The organism is Holtiella tumoricola, assembly GCF_027857615.1.
Classification (GTDB): domain Bacteria; phylum Bacillota; class Clostridia; order Lachnospirales; family Cellulosilyticaceae; genus Holtiella; species Holtiella tumoricola.
The window spans coordinates 16,006-32,194 of record NZ_JAQIFT010000065.1 but is presented as its reverse complement, the minus strand read 5'-3'; the positions used below and the strand labels follow the sequence as shown (position 1 = coordinate 32,194).

Sequence of the window (16,189 nt, the reverse complement as noted above, 5' to 3'; positions counted from 1 at the left end):
GACAGATGTCAATTATCTCAAAAACTGGAAGGAGTAGCGTTATGAAAGCAGGATCACAGCATGTCATGGAAAAGATTGCAACCTTTATTGTAGATAAACGTAATTTGTTCTTCCTACTTTATTTGTTTGCAATTATATTTAGTATATATGCAATGGGTTGGGTACAAGTAGAGAATGATATTACAGCGTATTTAGCTGAGGATACCGAGACACGGCAAGGTGTTGAGATTATGGAAAGAGAGTTTACCACTTTTGGTTCAGCCAAGGTTATGCTAGCCAATATTTCTTATGATCACGCCAAAGAGATTGCCTCTAAGATAGAGAGGATAGAGGGGGTATCTGGTGTTACCCTAGAACAAGAAGACAAATATTATCAAAATGCTTCAGCACTTATAGAGGTTTCATTTAAAGGAACGGATAAAGATGAAATAAGCCTTGCGGCCATGGAGAAAATTAGAGAAGTGATAGCACCGTATGACTCTTATGTTTCAACAACTATAGGGGTGGACACAGCTAAACAACTAGCTGATGAGATGCAGGTTATTGTAGTGATTGCTGCGGTCATTATTGTTTTAGTTTTATTCTTTACTTCAAAGAGCTATGGGGAAATACCCGTAGTAATCTTAACATTTGGAGTAGCAGCACTACTAAATATGGGGACTAATTTCTTACTCGGTAAGATTTCTTTTATCTCTAATTCAGTAGCTGTTGTATTACAGTTAGCACTAGCGATTGATTATGCCATTATCTTATGTCATCGATTTACAGAAGAGCATGAAACCCTCCCTGTACGTGAAGCATGTATAGCGGCACTAGCCAAAGCTATACCAGAGATTGCATCGAGTAGTTTAACAACCATGTCAGGGCTTTTTGCGCTTGTGTTTATGCACTTTAGAATAGGTGGAGATTTAGCTGTAGTGCTCATTAAAGCCATTATTTTAAGCTTACTTAGTGTATTTACATTAATGCCAGGCTTACTGATTGTATTTAGCAAATTCATTGATAAAACACAGCATCGTAACTTTATCCCTTCTATTCGTGGATTAGGTAAGTTTGCAGTGAAAACAAGGTATGTGATACCGCCAGTATTTGTAATTTTAGTTTTGGCTTCTTTCGTCTTCTTTAATCGTTGCCCATTTAGCTTTGGTGTAGCAGACTTAAGAGCACCTAGACGAAATGCAGTACAGATGGCAGAAGATAAGGTTAATGATACTTTTGGAAAAAATAATATGCTTGCCCTTATAGTACCATCAGGAGATTACATATCAGAGGGGAAACTCCTAAAAGAACTAGAGCGTTATGATGAAGTAGATTCTACTTTAGGTTTAGCCACTACAGAGGCGATGGATGATTATGTACTCACAGATTATTTAACACCGAGAGCTTTTTCTGAGCTGATCGATTTAGACTATGAAGTGGCACAGCTTTTATATGCGGCTTATGCAGTCAATGATGAAGATTATGGCAAGATAGTAAGTGATATTGGAGAGTATAGTGTACCGCTTATTGATATGTTTATGTTCTTATATGACCAAGTAGATAAGGGGTATGTAACTTTAGAGAATGAACTTCAAGAAGAGCTTGAAGATTTACATAGTCAATTAACAGATGCAAAGAAACAACTAATGAGCGAAGATTATAGTCGTATGCTTATCTATTTAAATTTACCAGAGGAAAGTGAAGAGACCTTTGCCTTTTTAGATACGATTCATGAGGTAGCAGCTAAGTATTATGATGAAGACGTTTACATTGTAGGGAACTCTACAAGTAACTATGATTTATCTTCAACCTTTGCAACGGATAACTTAGTGATCAGTATTTTATCGGCATTGTTTGTTATATTAATCCTCATGTTTACCTTCAAATCAGCAGGCTTACCAGTACTGTTGATTATTGTAATTCAGGCAAGTATATGGATGAACTTCTCTTTCCCTTATTTGCAGAATAAACCACTCTTTTTCTTAGGTTATTTAGTTGTATCTTCTATTCAAATGGGAGCCAATATCGACTATGCCATTGTTATTACAAGTCGTTATATGACACTTAAGAAAACCTTACCTATTAAGAAAGCTATAGTAGAAGCATTGAATCAAAGCTTCCCAACGATCCTTACCTCAGGTGTCATCTTAGCCTCAGCAGGGATAGTGATTAGTCAGCTTTCAACAGATGGAACAATTGCTGCGTTAGGCCTTTGTATTGGACGTGGAACGATTATTTCTATGATATTGGTTATCTTTGTACTCCCTCAGATTTTATTACTAGGTGATAGCATCATAGAGCGTACAACTTTTGCACAGAAAAAGTCTACCTTAGTACAGGAGCGCACAGGGAAATGGCTTGTTAATGGTAGAGTAAGAGGATATGTATCTGGTGTAGTAGATATGGAAATGAAAGGTGTTCTAGAAGGAGATTTAAAAGCTATGGTAAGTACAGGAGAAGTAGAAGAAATAGAGGAGGAAACAGCACATGTATAAAAGCAACTGTAGAAAAATGAATCCAATGAAGCGCCCTGTAGCACTCTTATTAGTTCTTTTATTAATAGCACCTATATTGCTTCCACTTTTTACAGTAAAAGCAGAGGAGACAACAATTACTATTTCTAATGCACAAGAATTTATAGAGGTAGCTAAAAAGGCACGTTTAGATAGTTGGTCAAAAGGAAAACAAATTATTTTACAAAATGATATATATTTGAGCGGGGAAACATTTATGCCTATTCCTATTTTTTCAGGTACATTTGATGGGGCTGGCTATACTATTAGTGGTGTTAAATTAGAAGAGGGAGGCGGGGGCCAGGGACTTTTTCGCTATTTAGAAGAAGGTGGTATCGTTAAGAACCTGACAGTAGAGGGAAAGATCAATCCTACAGGTTCGAAAGAGATCATTGGTGGTATTGTTGGTGAGAACAAAGGAACTTTAATGAAGTGTACTTTTGTAGGAGAGGTAACAGGTACTAAGCAAGTTGGAGGACTTGTAGGTATAAACGAAGCCTCTGGTAAAATCATTGATTGCTTGGTGAATGCTACAGTCTATGGACAGCATCAAATTGGTGGTGTAGCAGGAGAAAATAGAGGGTCCATATTACGAAGTACTAATAAAGGAAATATTAATACTCATGTGATAGAAGAAGATATTACCTTTGAAAAAATTGTTGATGAGGAAACGAAAGTTACAGAAATCAGTGCGGATATTACAGATATTGGTGGGATTACTGGATTAAATACTGGAATGATACAAAATAGTAATAATGGAGGAATAGTAGGCTATAAGCATGTAGGGTATAATATCGGAGGTATTGCAGGAAGACAATCTGGATATATCAATGCTTGTACTAATATAGGTACCATCTATGGACGTAAGGAAGTAGGGGGGATTGTTGGACAAATGGAGCCTTATACCCTATTAACCTATTCTAAGTCACAACTAGACACCTTAAGAAATGAGCTAAACACTTTAGAGCGTTTATTACAAAATGCTATGACTAATGGTAAAGGTAGTACAGATTTAATTAGTGGACAACTAAGTCAGATGAAGACTTATGTTGATACAGCGCAGGCACATACAGAATCGCTTATAGATCAAACAGGTGAGATTATTGATACCAATGTAGGAGAGGTTAATCGTATAAGTGTGACGATCGCAGAAGCTATTGATCGTTTTGTACCTGTGACAGAGGCATTTTCAGATATGGCAGTGAGTATGGAAGAAGCCATAGCACCTCTACAAAAATCTATGGATTATATGGTGAAACTTAGTAATAGTATGGGCAGAAGTATTACTGAGTTAGAGAATGTTTCTAACCAGGTAGGCAGTGCATTAAGCGAACTAGAAGATGCTGTTTATTATTTAAAAAGAGGTAATAACCTAATCATTACAGCAGCAGAGACGTTGGCAAATAAAGATATAGAGCAAGCATTTGCATATCTTGGAGATGCAAGGTTATCTTTTGAGCGAAGTGGCAGTGCACTAGAAGGTAGCTTAAGTAAGTTACAAAGTAGTAGTAGCAATTTTTCTAAGTTATTAAGTAACCTAGAAGATAGCAATGAATATGGAGCAAAGGCTATTAAATCTCTTAGAGATGCTTTAGATGAAATAGAAATAGCAGCAGGGTATTTTTCAGATAGTTTAAAAGGCGTAGAAGAAGTAATCACTTATTTATCTGAACAGCCTGAAGTAACTTTTACAGTAGGAGATAGTACCTATCAAGACACAAAGGAAAGTCTCTATACCAGTATGCATGAAACCTCAGATGCCTTAGGGGAACTGAATGTTATCATCAATGAGCAAATGAATTTAGCTTTTGATGACTTAGGGAAAATTACCGAACAGTTCTTTGTTGTCCTAGATGTTCTATTAGATATTACAGAAAGTGTTATGAGTTTTGAACCTTCTGTAGATAACTATACAGAAGATATTTCTAAAATAGATACAGAGAGTCAGACAGAAGGTAAAGTAGCCAATAGTACCAATAAAGGATTTGTAAAAGGAGATATCAATGTAGGTGGTATTGCAGGTGCTATGGCTGTTGAAAAGAGTTTTGACCCTGAAGATGACCTTGAAATAAAGGGAGATAAATCCATTAATTTTGTCTTCCAAACAAGAGCAGTACTACGTTCTTGCCGTAACATAGGTGAAGTAGAGGCAAAGAAAGATAGTGCGGGAGGCGTAGTAGGGTTGATGCAACTGGGCTACGTTGTAGATGCAGTAAGTGAAGGAAAAGTAGCAAGTGAGAGTGGAAACTATGTAGGTGGTATTGCAGGAAAGTCTAAGTCTCTCATCCGTTCAAGCTATGCAAAAACCTTCTTATCAGGTGGTGACTATATAGGTGGTATTGTAGGAGAAGGCAAGGATATTATAGATTGTCGCGCTCTTATAGAGATAGAAAAAGGCAATGACTATAGAGGGGCTGTTGCTGGTAAAGTCCAAAGTGGCGGTCAAGTTAGAGGCAACTACTATGTTGCAGATGATTTAGGTGCTATTGATAATATTAGCTATGCTGGAAAAGCAGAACCATTGGTGTACGAAGACTTTATAACCCTTGAGGGAATGCCTAAGTCATTCTCAGAACTTGCCGTTTACTTTATGGTTGAAGGTAAGTTACTAGAAAAAGTACAGGTTACATACGGAGAAGCATTTGACAAAGGGATGTTACCAGAAGTGCCTTATAGAGAGAATTACTATGGTAAATGGGAAGACTTTGATAAAGAATGCATGCTTTTTGATGTCTATGTAGATGCAGTATACTCTTCACTTGTGACTACATTAGAAAGTGAGCAACGTCTTGACCAGGCTATGCCTATTGTCCTAGTGGAAGGATTATTTAATGAAACAGATAAACTAGTCGTAGAAAACTTAGCACAAGAGAAGATAGAAAATAAGTCAGATGATAAAGTAGCCATAGAAGAATGGTATGTGGTTATACCAGAGGATGGTAATGAAGTACATCGTATACGTTATCTCGCACCTGATTCAAACAAGACATTAACTTTAGAAGTTAAAGAAGGAGAGAACTGGAAGCAACAAGCCTACCAAAGAGATGGTAAATATATTTACTTTGATGTGGCAAGTCATGAGGTGACATGGAGAAGTACGCGTGTAGAAGGGCCAAACTATATAAAGGAAATCATTATAGGGATAGCAATCAGCATGTTTATTGTAGGTGGGAGTGTTTTCTTCCATAGAAGTAAGAAAAAACGCAATCGAGAAGAAGGAATAGAACTGACAGATTAAATATCTATCTAAATTATAAAAAGAGTGAGGTTAAGCTTAATAGCAATAACCTCACTCTTTTTATATGTTTAAATTATTTTCTAAGGAAGTAAGCATCTTCTGTAAGAAAATTTCAGCAGGCTTAGAGAAAACTTGATATTTTTTCCAAACAAAATGCATTCCAATTTCAACAGGTGGAGTGATTGGTCTAAATGTTAGATTTGTGTTACCGGTAGTATTAATAATCTTATCAAGACCAATAGCATATCCAAGACCTTCATCTACCATAAGAGATGCATTAAATATTAGATTATAAGATGCAACAATATTGAGGGGAGTACCTGACTGGGAAGTTAAAAAATCCAAAATACCATTTTTGAGTTGTTGCCTAGAGACGATAAGGGGTAGAGCTGCTAGTTCATAAGTATGAATCCTTTCTTTTTTGGCTAGAGGACTGTCTTTGCGCATCAAAACACCAGTAATGTCTTTATAAGGAAGTTTGATAGCTTCATACTTTGATACATCCGCAGGATCTAGTAAGATAGCAAAATCAAAAAGACCTTTATCTAGATGTTCCATGATATCCATAGAGTCTCCACTGACGATGTGATAATGAATTTGGGGATATACCTTTTGAAGTTCTTTAGCAACACGCGCAAGTAAGCGTACACCCTCTGTTTCTCCAGTACCTATATAAACATCACCTCTCACAGTATCATCAGTAAATGTAATTTCTTTTTCCGTTTTTTGTACTAAATTGATGATTTCTTCTGCACGCTTTCGTAGAATCCTGCCTTCTTCAGTAAGCGTAATCTTACGATTACCACGAATCAGTAATTGTTTTCCTAATTCTTCTTCCATATCGCGAATTTGCCTTGAGAGTGTTGGTTGCGATAGATGTAAGGATTCGGCGGCTTTAGAGATACTTTGTTCTCTAGCTACAGCAAGAAAATATTGTAATACACGTAACTCCATAAGAGAATCCTCCTTTCTAAAACATACTATAATGAGTCAATTTTAGGAGGGTTTGATATGCCTGTCAAGTATACTTGAGTATTTGATATAAGTATTGGATATATCTATTCTTGGCATTTATACTAAACATCAGTAAGGGGGTTATAAATAAGGGGAGGAATAGGATGCATAAAATCATAAATAGTCTAGCTGTATTCATTTTATTTGGAATAATAAGTGGATGTGGAAATAGGATTGAGCTCATCGAAAAATTACCTAGCAATATAGAGTTACCTGTTAATAGTATAGGCGTAACCCAACAAGTAGATGGTAGGGTACCGCAATTAGAAATGATAATTGGTGCTGAAACTTATAGTATTACACTCTATGATAATGAGACAGTTAGAACATTTATAAACTTGTTACCCATGACCATCACACTTAATGAATTGAATGGCAATGAAAAGTACTCTTATATGGATAGTAGTTTACCCACTAATGAGATAACAACGGTAGAAATAAAAGCAGGTGATCTCAAACTTTATGGTTCAGATTGTTTAGTGGTATTTTATAAAGACTTTGATTCTTCTTATAAATATACGGATCTTGGTTATGTGGAGAATGCAGATTCACTTTTTGAAGTACTTGGAAATGGAACTGTAGAGATTACTTTTGCAGTAAAAGAGTAGATAAAAAGGAAGTGAAACCGTGAATTTAGAAAAATTTTTAGAGTGCTTAAATAGTGGCAAGGAAATAGATGCAAATTCAGAGGTACATAAATTTATGAGCTATCTTTCACAGGAAGCTCTAAAGCTTACTAATAAACTAAATAATTCTTATCAGACGCCTGAAGAAATTAGAAGGATTTTTTCAGAGCTTATTGGGAAATCAGTGGATCCATCATTTCGTATGTTTCCACCTTTTTATACGGACTGTGGAAAGAATATTGTAATTGGTAAAAATGTATTTATCAACTCTGGATGCAGGTTTCAAGATCAGGGTGGTATTACTATAGAAGATGGCGTACTTATTGGACATAATGTTGTGCTAGCCACGTTGAACCATAGTATGGTACCTGAAAAGAGAGGTAACCTCATTCCAAAATCCATTTATATAGGTAAGAATGTATGGATTGGAGCCAATGCAACTATTTTACCTGGTGTAACTATTGGTGAGGGGGCTGTTATAGCTGCTGGAGCAGTTGTTACAAAAAATGTAGAGGGAAAAACAGTGGTGGGTGGAAATCCTGCAAGATGTATAAAAAATATAGAAGAGTAAGTTATAGGGATAAAATATAGTAATTAAAAATAGGAGGTTATATATGTTAGGAAACTTTGAGTACTCAAATCCAACAAAGCTTTATTTTGGAGAAGACGCACTTTCTTATTTGGGTGGAGAACTTGCTACTTATGGTAAACGTGTGCTATTAATCTACGGTGGTGGTTCTATTAAAAAGAATGGTATTTACGATGATGTCATAAAGATTTTAAAAGATGCAGATAAAGATGTTTTTGAAGTATCAGGGGTTATGCCAAATCCTACACTAGAAAAACTTTATGAAGGTTGTAGAGTTGCAAAAGAAAATAATGTTGATTTAATTCTTTCAGTAGGTGGAGGATCTTGTTGTGACTATGCAAAAGCAGTTTCAGTATCAACGCATTGTGAAGAAGATCCATGGGAAAAATATTATCTTCGTATGGAAGATGTAGATAACAAAATTATTCCTGTAGGATGTATTCTAACAATGGTAGGAACAGGATCTGAAATGAATGGCGGATCTGTTATTACAAATTCTAAAAGCAAATTAAAAATTGGTCATGTATTTGGAGATAAGGTATTTCCTAAATTCTCTATTCTAAATCCAATCTATACTTATACATTACCAGAGTATCAAATGGTAGCTGGTTTTTATGATATAATGTCTCATATTTTAGAACAGTATTTCTCTGGAACAGATGATAATACTTCAGATTATATTATGGAGGGATTATTAAAGTCATTAATTAATAGTTCAAAAATTGCACTTAAAGAACCTCAAAATTATGAAGCAAGAAGTAATATTATGTGGATTGCCACATGGGCACTTAATACATTAGTTGCTAAAGGAAAAACTACAGACTGGATGGTTCATATGATTGGACAGTCAGTTGGAGGTCATACAAATGCAACACATGGAATGACACTTTCAGCCATATCCATGCCGTATTATCGCCATATTATGCCAGATGGTCTTGCTAAATTTAAACGTTATGCAATAAATGTATGGAATGTTAATCCAGAAGGTAAAAGTGATGATGAAGTAGCAAAAATAGGCCTTGATCAAATGGAAAATTATATGAAAGAACTGGGCTTAGTAATGAATTTAACAGAGTTAGGGGTAACAGAAGAGATGTTAAGTAATATTGCAGATGGTGCTTTTATTTTACCTGGAGGATATAAGATTTTAACTAAGGAAGAAATCATCCAAATTTTAAAGCAATCACTATAATAAGATTATAGTAAAAGACACTACTTATTGATAAAAGTAGTGCCTTTTGTTTTTATTACCCTGCTCTAAAGGAAGTAGACATTATAAAGCAAAAAGAACTTTTTAGTAATATAGCGATTTTAAAAGAAGAATACATTATAATTTTTTTTAAGAAGCTTTAAGTAAGTATTAAAATGTGTTGGCTAAATGTGTTATAAATTCAGTTTAAGTAAAGATAATTGATAGTTAAGATATGGGGGATAGACTAATGGAACAGAGCATAGTTATAAAAAATTTAGCTAACATATTGGAGCAAAGCAATATAAGCTATCATTTTGATGCTTCAACTTCGGTCTTTATTCATGGAATAGACTTTGAAATGGATGATATTGATATAGTCTTTATGTACAGTGAAAGAGAAAAGGTTAAAGAAGTATTTAAAGATTATAAGATGAGTTTAAGTGAAAGGGTTTGTGAGATAGGCTTAGAGTACTTTTTTATAGAAGTAGAAGGTCAGCAAGTACATTGCTTATTTTATGAAAGTAGTAAAGCAATAAATCAAGATGAATTTAATAAAGATGCTGAGGTACTCTTGATAGATGGTCAAAAAATGATGGTACAAAGTTTAGAGTTCTATTTGAAGTATTCTAGAGATAAGCAGAAACTAAAACCACGCATCAGAGAATACCTTGCTCAAAGGTAACGACTTTAATCATCACAATGTAGGAAATATTTTTTAGATAATCTTCTGATAAACTTTAATTACCGAGAGGGAAGAAGCGAAGGGAGAACAAACATGTCAACCATTGAACTATTGCAAAAAGCCATAGATTATATCGAAGAAAATTTAAAAACAGAACTTTTAATATCTGAAATAGCAAAGTTAGTGGGATTTTCAAATTATCATTTTTGTCATCTTTTTTCAGATGTTGTAGGAATGCCAGTAGCAGCTTATATTACCAAAAGGCGTATTCTACATGCTATTTATGAAATAAGCCAGACAGGTAAAATGGTTGATACTGCATTACTTTATGGATTTGATACACATGCTGGTTTTTATAAGGCTTTTAAACGTGAGTTTGGATGTTCTCCTTCTAAGTTTCTTAAATTAAATACTGCTAAGAAACCAAAAGCAGTTTGTTTATTGGAGGAGGCAAAGCGTATGCTTACAAACACACAAATCAAAGAGATCTTATTAAATTGGGAACTTGATAGAACGTTGAAAATTGAACCTACTTTTGTAGCAGGTGGCGCAATGCAGTCACGAGATACTTGGAACATTGGTAATCAGTTTATTTTTAAAACAGGTAAAAATATTGCAGAGCTTAGAGGGCACATTGCAATTTCTAAAGCACTTACAAAGGTAGGGCTTGTGACACCCTGCCCTATACCTACAAAACAAGGAGAAGAATTTATTATTGAAGGAGATCGATTTTTCGTTGTTACTAATAGAGTTCCTGGTTCCTTTTTACCTGTTGAAGAAAGGTATCAAGAGAATAGAGTTGAAATTGCTATTCAATATGGAGAAGCTATTGGAGAACTTCATCAAGCGTTGCTAGCTCAAGATGATATGCTAGAGGTCAATGATACCAATATGTTAGAAGTGGTTATGAACTGGGCGATGCCACAGACTAGAACGGTGATGGAACAATGGGGATGCCCGCTACCAGAAGCATTTTATTTAGAGTATATGGAGAACTTCCCTAAACTTTATAATCAACTTCCATGACAAGTTATCCATAGAGATGCTAATCCTTCTAATATTATGTTTGATGAAGGGCATATTACAGGGTTCATAGACTTCACTATAAGTGAACGTAATGTGAGACTCTTTGACCCTTGTTATTGTGCCACAGGAATTTTATCAGAATCTAGGGCAGTAGAGGAAGGATATGAGAAGTGGCCTGATATACTTAAGGGTATTATTAAAGGATATGACCAAATCGCACACCTTACGGAGGAAGAAAAACAAGCAATTCCTTATGTAATCTATTCCATTCAGATGATTTTTATTGCATGGCTTGTTGATCATGAGGTTTACAAAGACTGCGCATTACAAAATCGTGAAATGCTTAGTTGGATATGGGAAAATAAAGAGGATATTTTTTAAATATAAGAGAGCTACAAGGCTCTCTTTTTTTATGTGAATTAATCCTACTACAAAGGTAGCTGAGTAGTATAAATGCTATATAATTTTTTAATACGATTAGCAAATTCTTTACGAATATCTGGAGGGGATAAACATTCACACTTATCTCCAAAACTAAGTAGAAGATTATACCCCATATCATCTGGTACAAAAGGAAAAGTAACGATAAACGTATTATAATCAGTGGGGATGATATGATCTTCACCACAAAGCTCTATCATTTTTTCTAGAAGAGAGGCATCAATACGTAGTTGTATAGGAATAAGTTGTTGATCAATCCATCCCTGTCCGCTTAGTGGAAGGGGTGTAAAATTACGAGGAACAAAAGTAGAGTTTAGTAACTTAAGGTTAGTGATACGAGATAATTTGAAGGTTCTAAAGCTATTTTTTTCTGTACAGTAACCTTGTAAATACCAATAAGATTCTTTGAGAATAAGCTGGTAAGGTTCTACAATACGATTGGTTTTAGAGCCTTTTAAGTTGTAGTAGTCAAACATAATAAGTGTGTTCAAATTTAAAGCTTCTTTAAGTTGTTCCAGAGTCACTATAAATTTCTTATTTCCCATCCAGGTGGTAAGGTCAATGGTAATTTGGTTTGATTTGAGCAAGCGTTCTTTAGTGTGTTCAGTAGGCAGAAGATTTTTTAGCTTCTCTTTAATACCTACTAATTCTGAAGGTGGCAACGTTGTGGAAATGCTAGAGAGTCCCATTAAAAGAGATTGGATATCTTCAGGAGAAAAGAATTTCTTATCAATTTTATAGGAGGGTAGTATACTAATGCCTCCATCAATGCCGGTAGTTGTAACAATAGGAATACCAGCTTGAGAGATTGTATCAATATCTCGATAGATTGTCCTAGGTGTTACTTCAAACATTTCTGCAAGCTTGGTCGCAGTAATTTTATCACAATTAAGAAGTACCATAATGATAGCTATTAAACGATCAATTTTCATAGGTATAGTTTTCCTTATCTATTTTTATAAATTAACCTTATAACCCTGACATAATGTTGTCAAGATTTGCGCGATATAATAAAAAAGTCTTATAGAGATAAAGAATGAGGAGGCATACAAATGAATATTTTAGAAGTATTTAAGAGACTTATGGGAGAGCATAAGGAAATTGCATTAGCAACTTGTAGAGAGGGCAAACCTAATGTGCGTGTGGTTAACTTCTTTTATGATGAATCAAAGGAAGGGGTTCTTTATTTTGCATCCTTTGCAGATAATGAAAAGGTAGAGGAGTTTGCGCAAAATAATAATGTTGCCTTTACCACAATACCATATGAAGGTAACGCCCATATAAGAGTTAAGGATGCTAAAGTGGAGAAGAGCAAAGAGACGATTTATGATGTGAAAGAAGGCTTTATTAAAAAGATTCCAGACTATGCAATGACCATAGAACAAGTGGGAGCATACTTAGTTCTTTTTGAAATACATTTTACAGAAGCTGAGGTTACAGTGGATTTTGAACAAAGTGGTAGTATAGTCTTTAATAAGCTTTAAGAGATTTTAATATAGCGATTTTGGAAAAAAATATATTATAACTTTCTTTAAGAAACCTTAAGTAAATATTAAGGAATCACTAGTAAGAATATTAAGATGTGTCCATTAAACTAGTTGTAGATTAAAAGTGACAGCTAGAGGAGGACATTTAAAAGATGGAGCAAACAACTTTAATAGTACCTAAAAAGAAATCAAATACATTTTCTTCTATTTATAAATTTAGTGCTCTTATTATTATTGTAGGATTGATTATGGGAATAGGATTGATGGCACTCCCATATGCACAACAGTTTTTATCAGAAGAGGGAAGAATGTTAGTAGTAGAAAGCCTCAGGGATAAAGGCATATGGGGAATGATGTTTTTTGTAGTCATTCAAATTATACAAGTAGTTATATTCATTATTCCAGGAGAAGCAGTGGAAGTATTAGCAGGTATGTTGTACGGTACTTGGTGGGGGTATATTGTATGCCAAATAGGGCTTACTATAGGGTCAGTCATTATTTTTTACTTAGTAAAAGGATTAGGATATGATTTTATAAAGCAATTTATTAATGAAAGTAAGTTTGAAAAGCTTCAGTTTTTACAGAACAATAAAAAGATAGAAAAACTGGTATTCATACTCTTTTTTATACCAGGAACACCGAAGGATATATTGACATACTTTATCCCCTTTACAGATTTATCATTAAGTAAATTCCTTCTTATTTCTTTCATAGCTAGAGTGCCAGCTGTTATTTCATCTACTTTTGCAGGGGATGCATTACAGCAAGGTAAAGTGGGGACATCTGTTATAACTTTTATAGTAGTAGGTATTGTAAGTGCTGTTGGGATTTGGATCAATCGTAAATTTATGAAGCAACATTCTAAAGTGACAGCTGATTAATAGAAAGAACTAATAAAAATTAAGAACATTGACAAAATAGGATGTACATTCTATAATGTGTTAAAATAATGAATCCAAGAGGTTGAGAAAAAAATGAGAATCAGAGAAAAATAATTCGTTTATGAAGTACAAATACAGAAAGACTACACTTTGAAAGTAGAAGTGGAGGTTTTCTTTGTACTGAATAAATACGAATTATTTCATGGTTCAAGTTGTTTCTTGAGCTCTTTTTTTATTGCTTTTTTAGTACAGGCCAACAAGGAGGCTATATGTCGAAAATAACCATTAATAAAATGAGCTACTATTATGTAGATTTCTATAATCCTGTCTATGAGAATGTAAATTTAGTCATCAATACAGAGTGGAAGTTAGGATTGATTGGGAGAAATGGAAGAGGAAAGACTACCTTATTAAGACTGTTAAAAGGCGAATTAGAGCCTACAACTGGGAAAATAAACATACCTGTGGAAGTAGAATATTTCCCTTATAAAAATGACTGTGAGTATAGAATCACTAAAGATATTATTAAAGAAAATGTTGGTGGTTTTAAATCTATAGAAGATACTATGGAGGCTATTATTAGCCAAAATGATGAAGCAAGATTTGATGAATACTCCAAGTTACAAGAAATGTATCTTGAAAGAGACGGCTATGAAATAGAAAGTAAAATCTTAAAAGAAATGGATGAAATGAAGTTAGATCCAGAGTTGCTTGAACGTGATTTTGACACCTTATCAGGTGGAGAAAAAACGAGAATTATGCTCCTTACTTTGTTCCTAAGAAAAAAACATTTTATTTTATTAGATGAGCCAACCAACCATTTAGACTTAGAAGGGAAAGATGCTGTAGCCCAATATCTTAAAAAGAAAAAGGGATTCATTGTTGTATCACATGATAGAGAATTTCTAGACCAAGTGATTGATCATGTTATTTCTATTAATAAGAAGGATATTACCATAGAAAAAGGGAACTATTCCAGTTGGAAGCACAATAAGGATAAAAAAGAAGAGTATGAACTAAGGACTAGAGAAAGATTAGAAGAAGAAATAGGTCAGTTAGAACGTAGTGCAAAAGAAAGTAGAAACTGGGCAAGTATAGGTAATACACAGAAATATCAATTTGCATCTAATGGTAGAGCAAATGGGGTACAGACGTATATGAAGCAAGCCAAACGTTCTGAATCAAGAGTGCAAGATCATATTGATAGGAAGAAACAACTTCTTCAAAACTATGAAGAAGTGAAGCCTCTTGTGATGCATCAAAGAGAAGATATTGAAGAAAAATGTTTAGTGAAAATAAGAGAGCTAAGCTTTAGATATACAGACCACACGAAGCAAATTATTAAAGGTTTTAATTTCGAAGTATGCGCTGGAGAACGTATATGGGTGAAAGGAAAAAATGGTGTAGGTAAGAGTACGCTATTAAAAATCTTAAACAGAGAATTACCTAATGAGGGGATAGAATATGTAGAGGGGTTACAAGTTGCTATGGTAGCCCAAGAGCCAACATGGAAAACAGGGTATATAAAAGAAGGATTTAAATATACTACAGGAGACCCGGTGTATGAAAAATTCCTAGAGCTATGTGATTATTTTGAGCTACCGGAAAATTTCTTAGTACGTCCTCTTGAAACGTATAGTAGTGGAGAATTGAAGAAAGTTAATATTGCACGTATACTTGCAGAAGACAATCATTTAATTATATTTGATGAGCCTTTAAATTATATGGATACCTATTTTAGTGAACAATTAGAAAAGGCAATTCTTAAATATCAACCAACCATGATTTTTGTAGAACATGATAGCTGGTTTGGAAAAGCAATAGCGACTAAGACGATTCAACTTTAAGGGAAGGAGAAAAATAGATGCAAACATTAACTTATAATCTATTGGTTCATCTGAATGCAGCCTTATTTGAAAAAGAGTTATATTTTAAGGTGGAGTGTCATGATGAAATACATGCTACGACCTATGGTATGGGAGCATGTGCCTGTGATGGAAAACAAGATGTAGCAAGAGTATTTATCAAAAGCTATTTAGAAGCAGAAGGATGTTATATTCAATTTATAGAAGACAGCCTATCTTTTGTAGTAGTAGATAGGAATGCCATACACCAATATACCAATGAAGAGCTAGTAGCAGCATTACAAGTTGTATCTTCAACCATAAGTAATTGTGAAAAAATGCAGCCTAAATTTGCCGAAGGTACTTCTTCGCATACACTTCTTAAGAATAGAATAAAAGCGTTGTACATTTCAAAAGCATTAATAAGCAATGAAGATGTGGCGGAGCAATATACAAAAGAAGAATTAATTGAAGCAATGGCCCCAATTACTTCAATTATTAGCAAATGTGAAAAAGGCCAAGGGAAATTTGCAGAAGGTACATCCCATTACACACGCTTTAAAAAGATAATTGATGCAATGTATATTTCAAAGGCACTGCTAACAGATGAGATAGATAAAAGACGTTAATCTATAGAAATAGAGAGTATATTTACTCTCTATTTTTATTTGCTAAGA

General features: G+C 34.4%; 14 protein-coding genes. 12 read left to right on the top strand and 2 right to left on the bottom strand.

The features are described from left to right. Positions 1-41 precede the first annotated feature (41 nt). Positions 42-2,474, top strand: a complete 2,433-nt coding sequence (locus PBV87_RS18880; RefSeq protein WP_271013358.1) for an efflux RND transporter permease subunit — start codon at positions 42-44, stop codon at positions 2,472-2,474. After that, the gene (locus tag PBV87_RS18875; RefSeq protein ID WP_271013357.1) at positions 2,467-5,730 is read left to right on the top strand and encodes a hypothetical protein; all 3,264 of its coding nucleotides are present in this window, start codon (positions 2,467-2,469) and stop codon (positions 5,728-5,730) included. The genes PBV87_RS18880 and PBV87_RS18875 overlap by 8 nt, the downstream gene beginning before the upstream one ends. A gap of 60 nt (positions 5,731-5,790) precedes the next feature. Here the strand turns inward: PBV87_RS18875 and PBV87_RS18870 are convergent, their stop codons facing one another. Then, positions 5,791-6,684: a LysR family transcriptional regulator gene (locus PBV87_RS18870; RefSeq protein ID WP_271013356.1), complete on the bottom strand. Its 894-nt coding sequence runs from the start codon at positions 6,682-6,684 to the stop codon at positions 5,791-5,793. A gap of 164 nt (positions 6,685-6,848) precedes the next feature. Here PBV87_RS18870 and PBV87_RS18865 point away from each other — a divergent pair, with 164 nt between their 5' ends. The 6 genes from PBV87_RS18865 to PBV87_RS18840 all read left to right on the top strand — a co-directional run bounded on the left by PBV87_RS18865 (position 6,849) and on the right by PBV87_RS18840 (position 11,240). Beyond that, positions 6,849-7,352: a cyclophilin-like fold protein gene (locus tag PBV87_RS18865; RefSeq protein WP_271013355.1), complete on the top strand. Its 504-nt coding sequence runs from the start codon at positions 6,849-6,851 to the stop codon at positions 7,350-7,352. A gap of 19 nt (positions 7,353-7,371) precedes the next feature. Next, on the top strand, positions 7,372-7,941 hold the full coding sequence (locus PBV87_RS18860; protein ID WP_271013354.1) for a DapH/DapD/GlmU-related protein: 570 nt from the start codon (positions 7,372-7,374) through the stop codon (positions 7,939-7,941). Positions 7,942-7,984: 43 nt separating this feature from the next. Further along, entirely contained in the window at positions 7,985-9,151 is a 1,167-nt protein-coding gene (locus PBV87_RS18855; protein WP_271013353.1) for an iron-containing alcohol dehydrogenase, read from the top strand. Between the two features lie 247 nt (positions 9,152-9,398). After that, positions 9,399-9,833: a hypothetical protein gene (locus PBV87_RS18850; RefSeq protein WP_271013352.1), complete on the top strand. Its 435-nt coding sequence runs from the start codon at positions 9,399-9,401 to the stop codon at positions 9,831-9,833. Between the two features lie 93 nt (positions 9,834-9,926). Beyond that, on the top strand, positions 9,927-10,859 hold the full coding sequence (locus tag PBV87_RS18845; protein ID WP_271013351.1) for a helix-turn-helix domain-containing protein: 933 nt from the start codon (positions 9,927-9,929) through the stop codon (positions 10,857-10,859). A gap of 6 nt (positions 10,860-10,865) precedes the next feature. Beyond that, on the top strand, positions 10,866-11,240 hold the full coding sequence (locus PBV87_RS18840) for a phosphotransferase enzyme family protein (protein ID WP_271013379.1): 375 nt from the start codon (positions 10,866-10,868) through the stop codon (positions 11,238-11,240). Positions 11,241-11,287: 47 nt separating this feature from the next. Here PBV87_RS18840 and PBV87_RS18835 read toward each other — a convergent pair whose 3' ends face one another. Then, positions 11,288-12,232, bottom strand: a complete 945-nt coding sequence (locus tag PBV87_RS18835) for a helix-turn-helix transcriptional regulator (protein WP_271013350.1) — start codon at positions 12,230-12,232, stop codon at positions 11,288-11,290. A 120-nt stretch (positions 12,233-12,352) separates the two neighbouring features. Here PBV87_RS18835 and PBV87_RS18830 point away from each other — a divergent pair, with 120 nt between their 5' ends. The 4 genes from PBV87_RS18830 (at position 12,353) to PBV87_RS22955 (ending at position 16,141) form a co-directional block, all read left to right on the top strand. Further along, on the top strand, positions 12,353-12,784 hold the full coding sequence (locus tag PBV87_RS18830; RefSeq protein ID WP_271013349.1) for a pyridoxamine 5'-phosphate oxidase family protein: 432 nt from the start codon (positions 12,353-12,355) through the stop codon (positions 12,782-12,784). A gap of 155 nt (positions 12,785-12,939) precedes the next feature. Beyond that, entirely contained in the window at positions 12,940-13,668 is a 729-nt protein-coding gene (locus tag PBV87_RS18825; protein ID WP_271013348.1) for a TVP38/TMEM64 family protein, read from the top strand. A 269-nt stretch (positions 13,669-13,937) separates the two neighbouring features. Further along, positions 13,938-15,515 carry a ribosomal protection-like ABC-F family protein gene (abc-f, locus tag PBV87_RS18820; RefSeq protein WP_271013347.1) on the top strand — a complete coding sequence of 526 codons (1,578 nt, stop codon included), beginning with the start codon at positions 13,938-13,940 and terminating at the stop codon, positions 15,513-15,515. A gap of 17 nt (positions 15,516-15,532) precedes the next feature. After that, the gene (locus PBV87_RS22955) at positions 15,533-16,141 is read left to right on the top strand and encodes a hypothetical protein (RefSeq protein ID WP_330680478.1); all 609 of its coding nucleotides are present in this window, start codon (positions 15,533-15,535) and stop codon (positions 16,139-16,141) included. Positions 16,142-16,189: the final 48 nt, after the last annotated feature.

What these genes read in the sequence shown, in the direction of transcription:
- abc-f (WP_271013347.1), top strand. Translation starts at nt 13,938, where the DNA reads ATGTCGAAAATAACCATTAATAAAATGAGCTACTATTATGTAGATTTC.
- PBV87_RS18870 (WP_271013356.1), bottom strand. Translation starts at nt 6,684, where the DNA reads ATGGAGTTACGTGTATTACAATATTTTCTTGCTGTAGCTAGAGAACAA.
- PBV87_RS18845 (WP_271013351.1), top strand. Translation starts at nt 9,927, where the DNA reads ATGTCAACCATTGAACTATTGCAAAAAGCCATAGATTATATCGAAGAA.
- PBV87_RS22955 (WP_330680478.1), top strand. Translation starts at nt 15,533, where the DNA reads ATGCAAACATTAACTTATAATCTATTGGTTCATCTGAATGCAGCCTTA.
- PBV87_RS18865 (WP_271013355.1), top strand. Translation starts at nt 6,849, where the DNA reads ATGCATAAAATCATAAATAGTCTAGCTGTATTCATTTTATTTGGAATA.
- PBV87_RS18825 (WP_271013348.1), top strand. Translation starts at nt 12,940, where the DNA reads ATGGAGCAAACAACTTTAATAGTACCTAAAAAGAAATCAAATACATTT.
- PBV87_RS18880 (WP_271013358.1), top strand. Translation starts at nt 42, where the DNA reads ATGAAAGCAGGATCACAGCATGTCATGGAAAAGATTGCAACCTTTATT.
- PBV87_RS18835 (WP_271013350.1), bottom strand. Translation starts at nt 12,232, where the DNA reads ATGAAAATTGATCGTTTAATAGCTATCATTATGGTACTTCTTAATTGT.
- PBV87_RS18875 (WP_271013357.1), top strand. Translation starts at nt 2,467, where the DNA reads ATGTATAAAAGCAACTGTAGAAAAATGAATCCAATGAAGCGCCCTGTA.
- PBV87_RS18830 (WP_271013349.1), top strand. Translation starts at nt 12,353, where the DNA reads ATGAATATTTTAGAAGTATTTAAGAGACTTATGGGAGAGCATAAGGAA.
- PBV87_RS18850 (WP_271013352.1), top strand. Translation starts at nt 9,399, where the DNA reads ATGGAACAGAGCATAGTTATAAAAAATTTAGCTAACATATTGGAGCAA.
- PBV87_RS18855 (WP_271013353.1), top strand. Translation starts at nt 7,985, where the DNA reads ATGTTAGGAAACTTTGAGTACTCAAATCCAACAAAGCTTTATTTTGGA.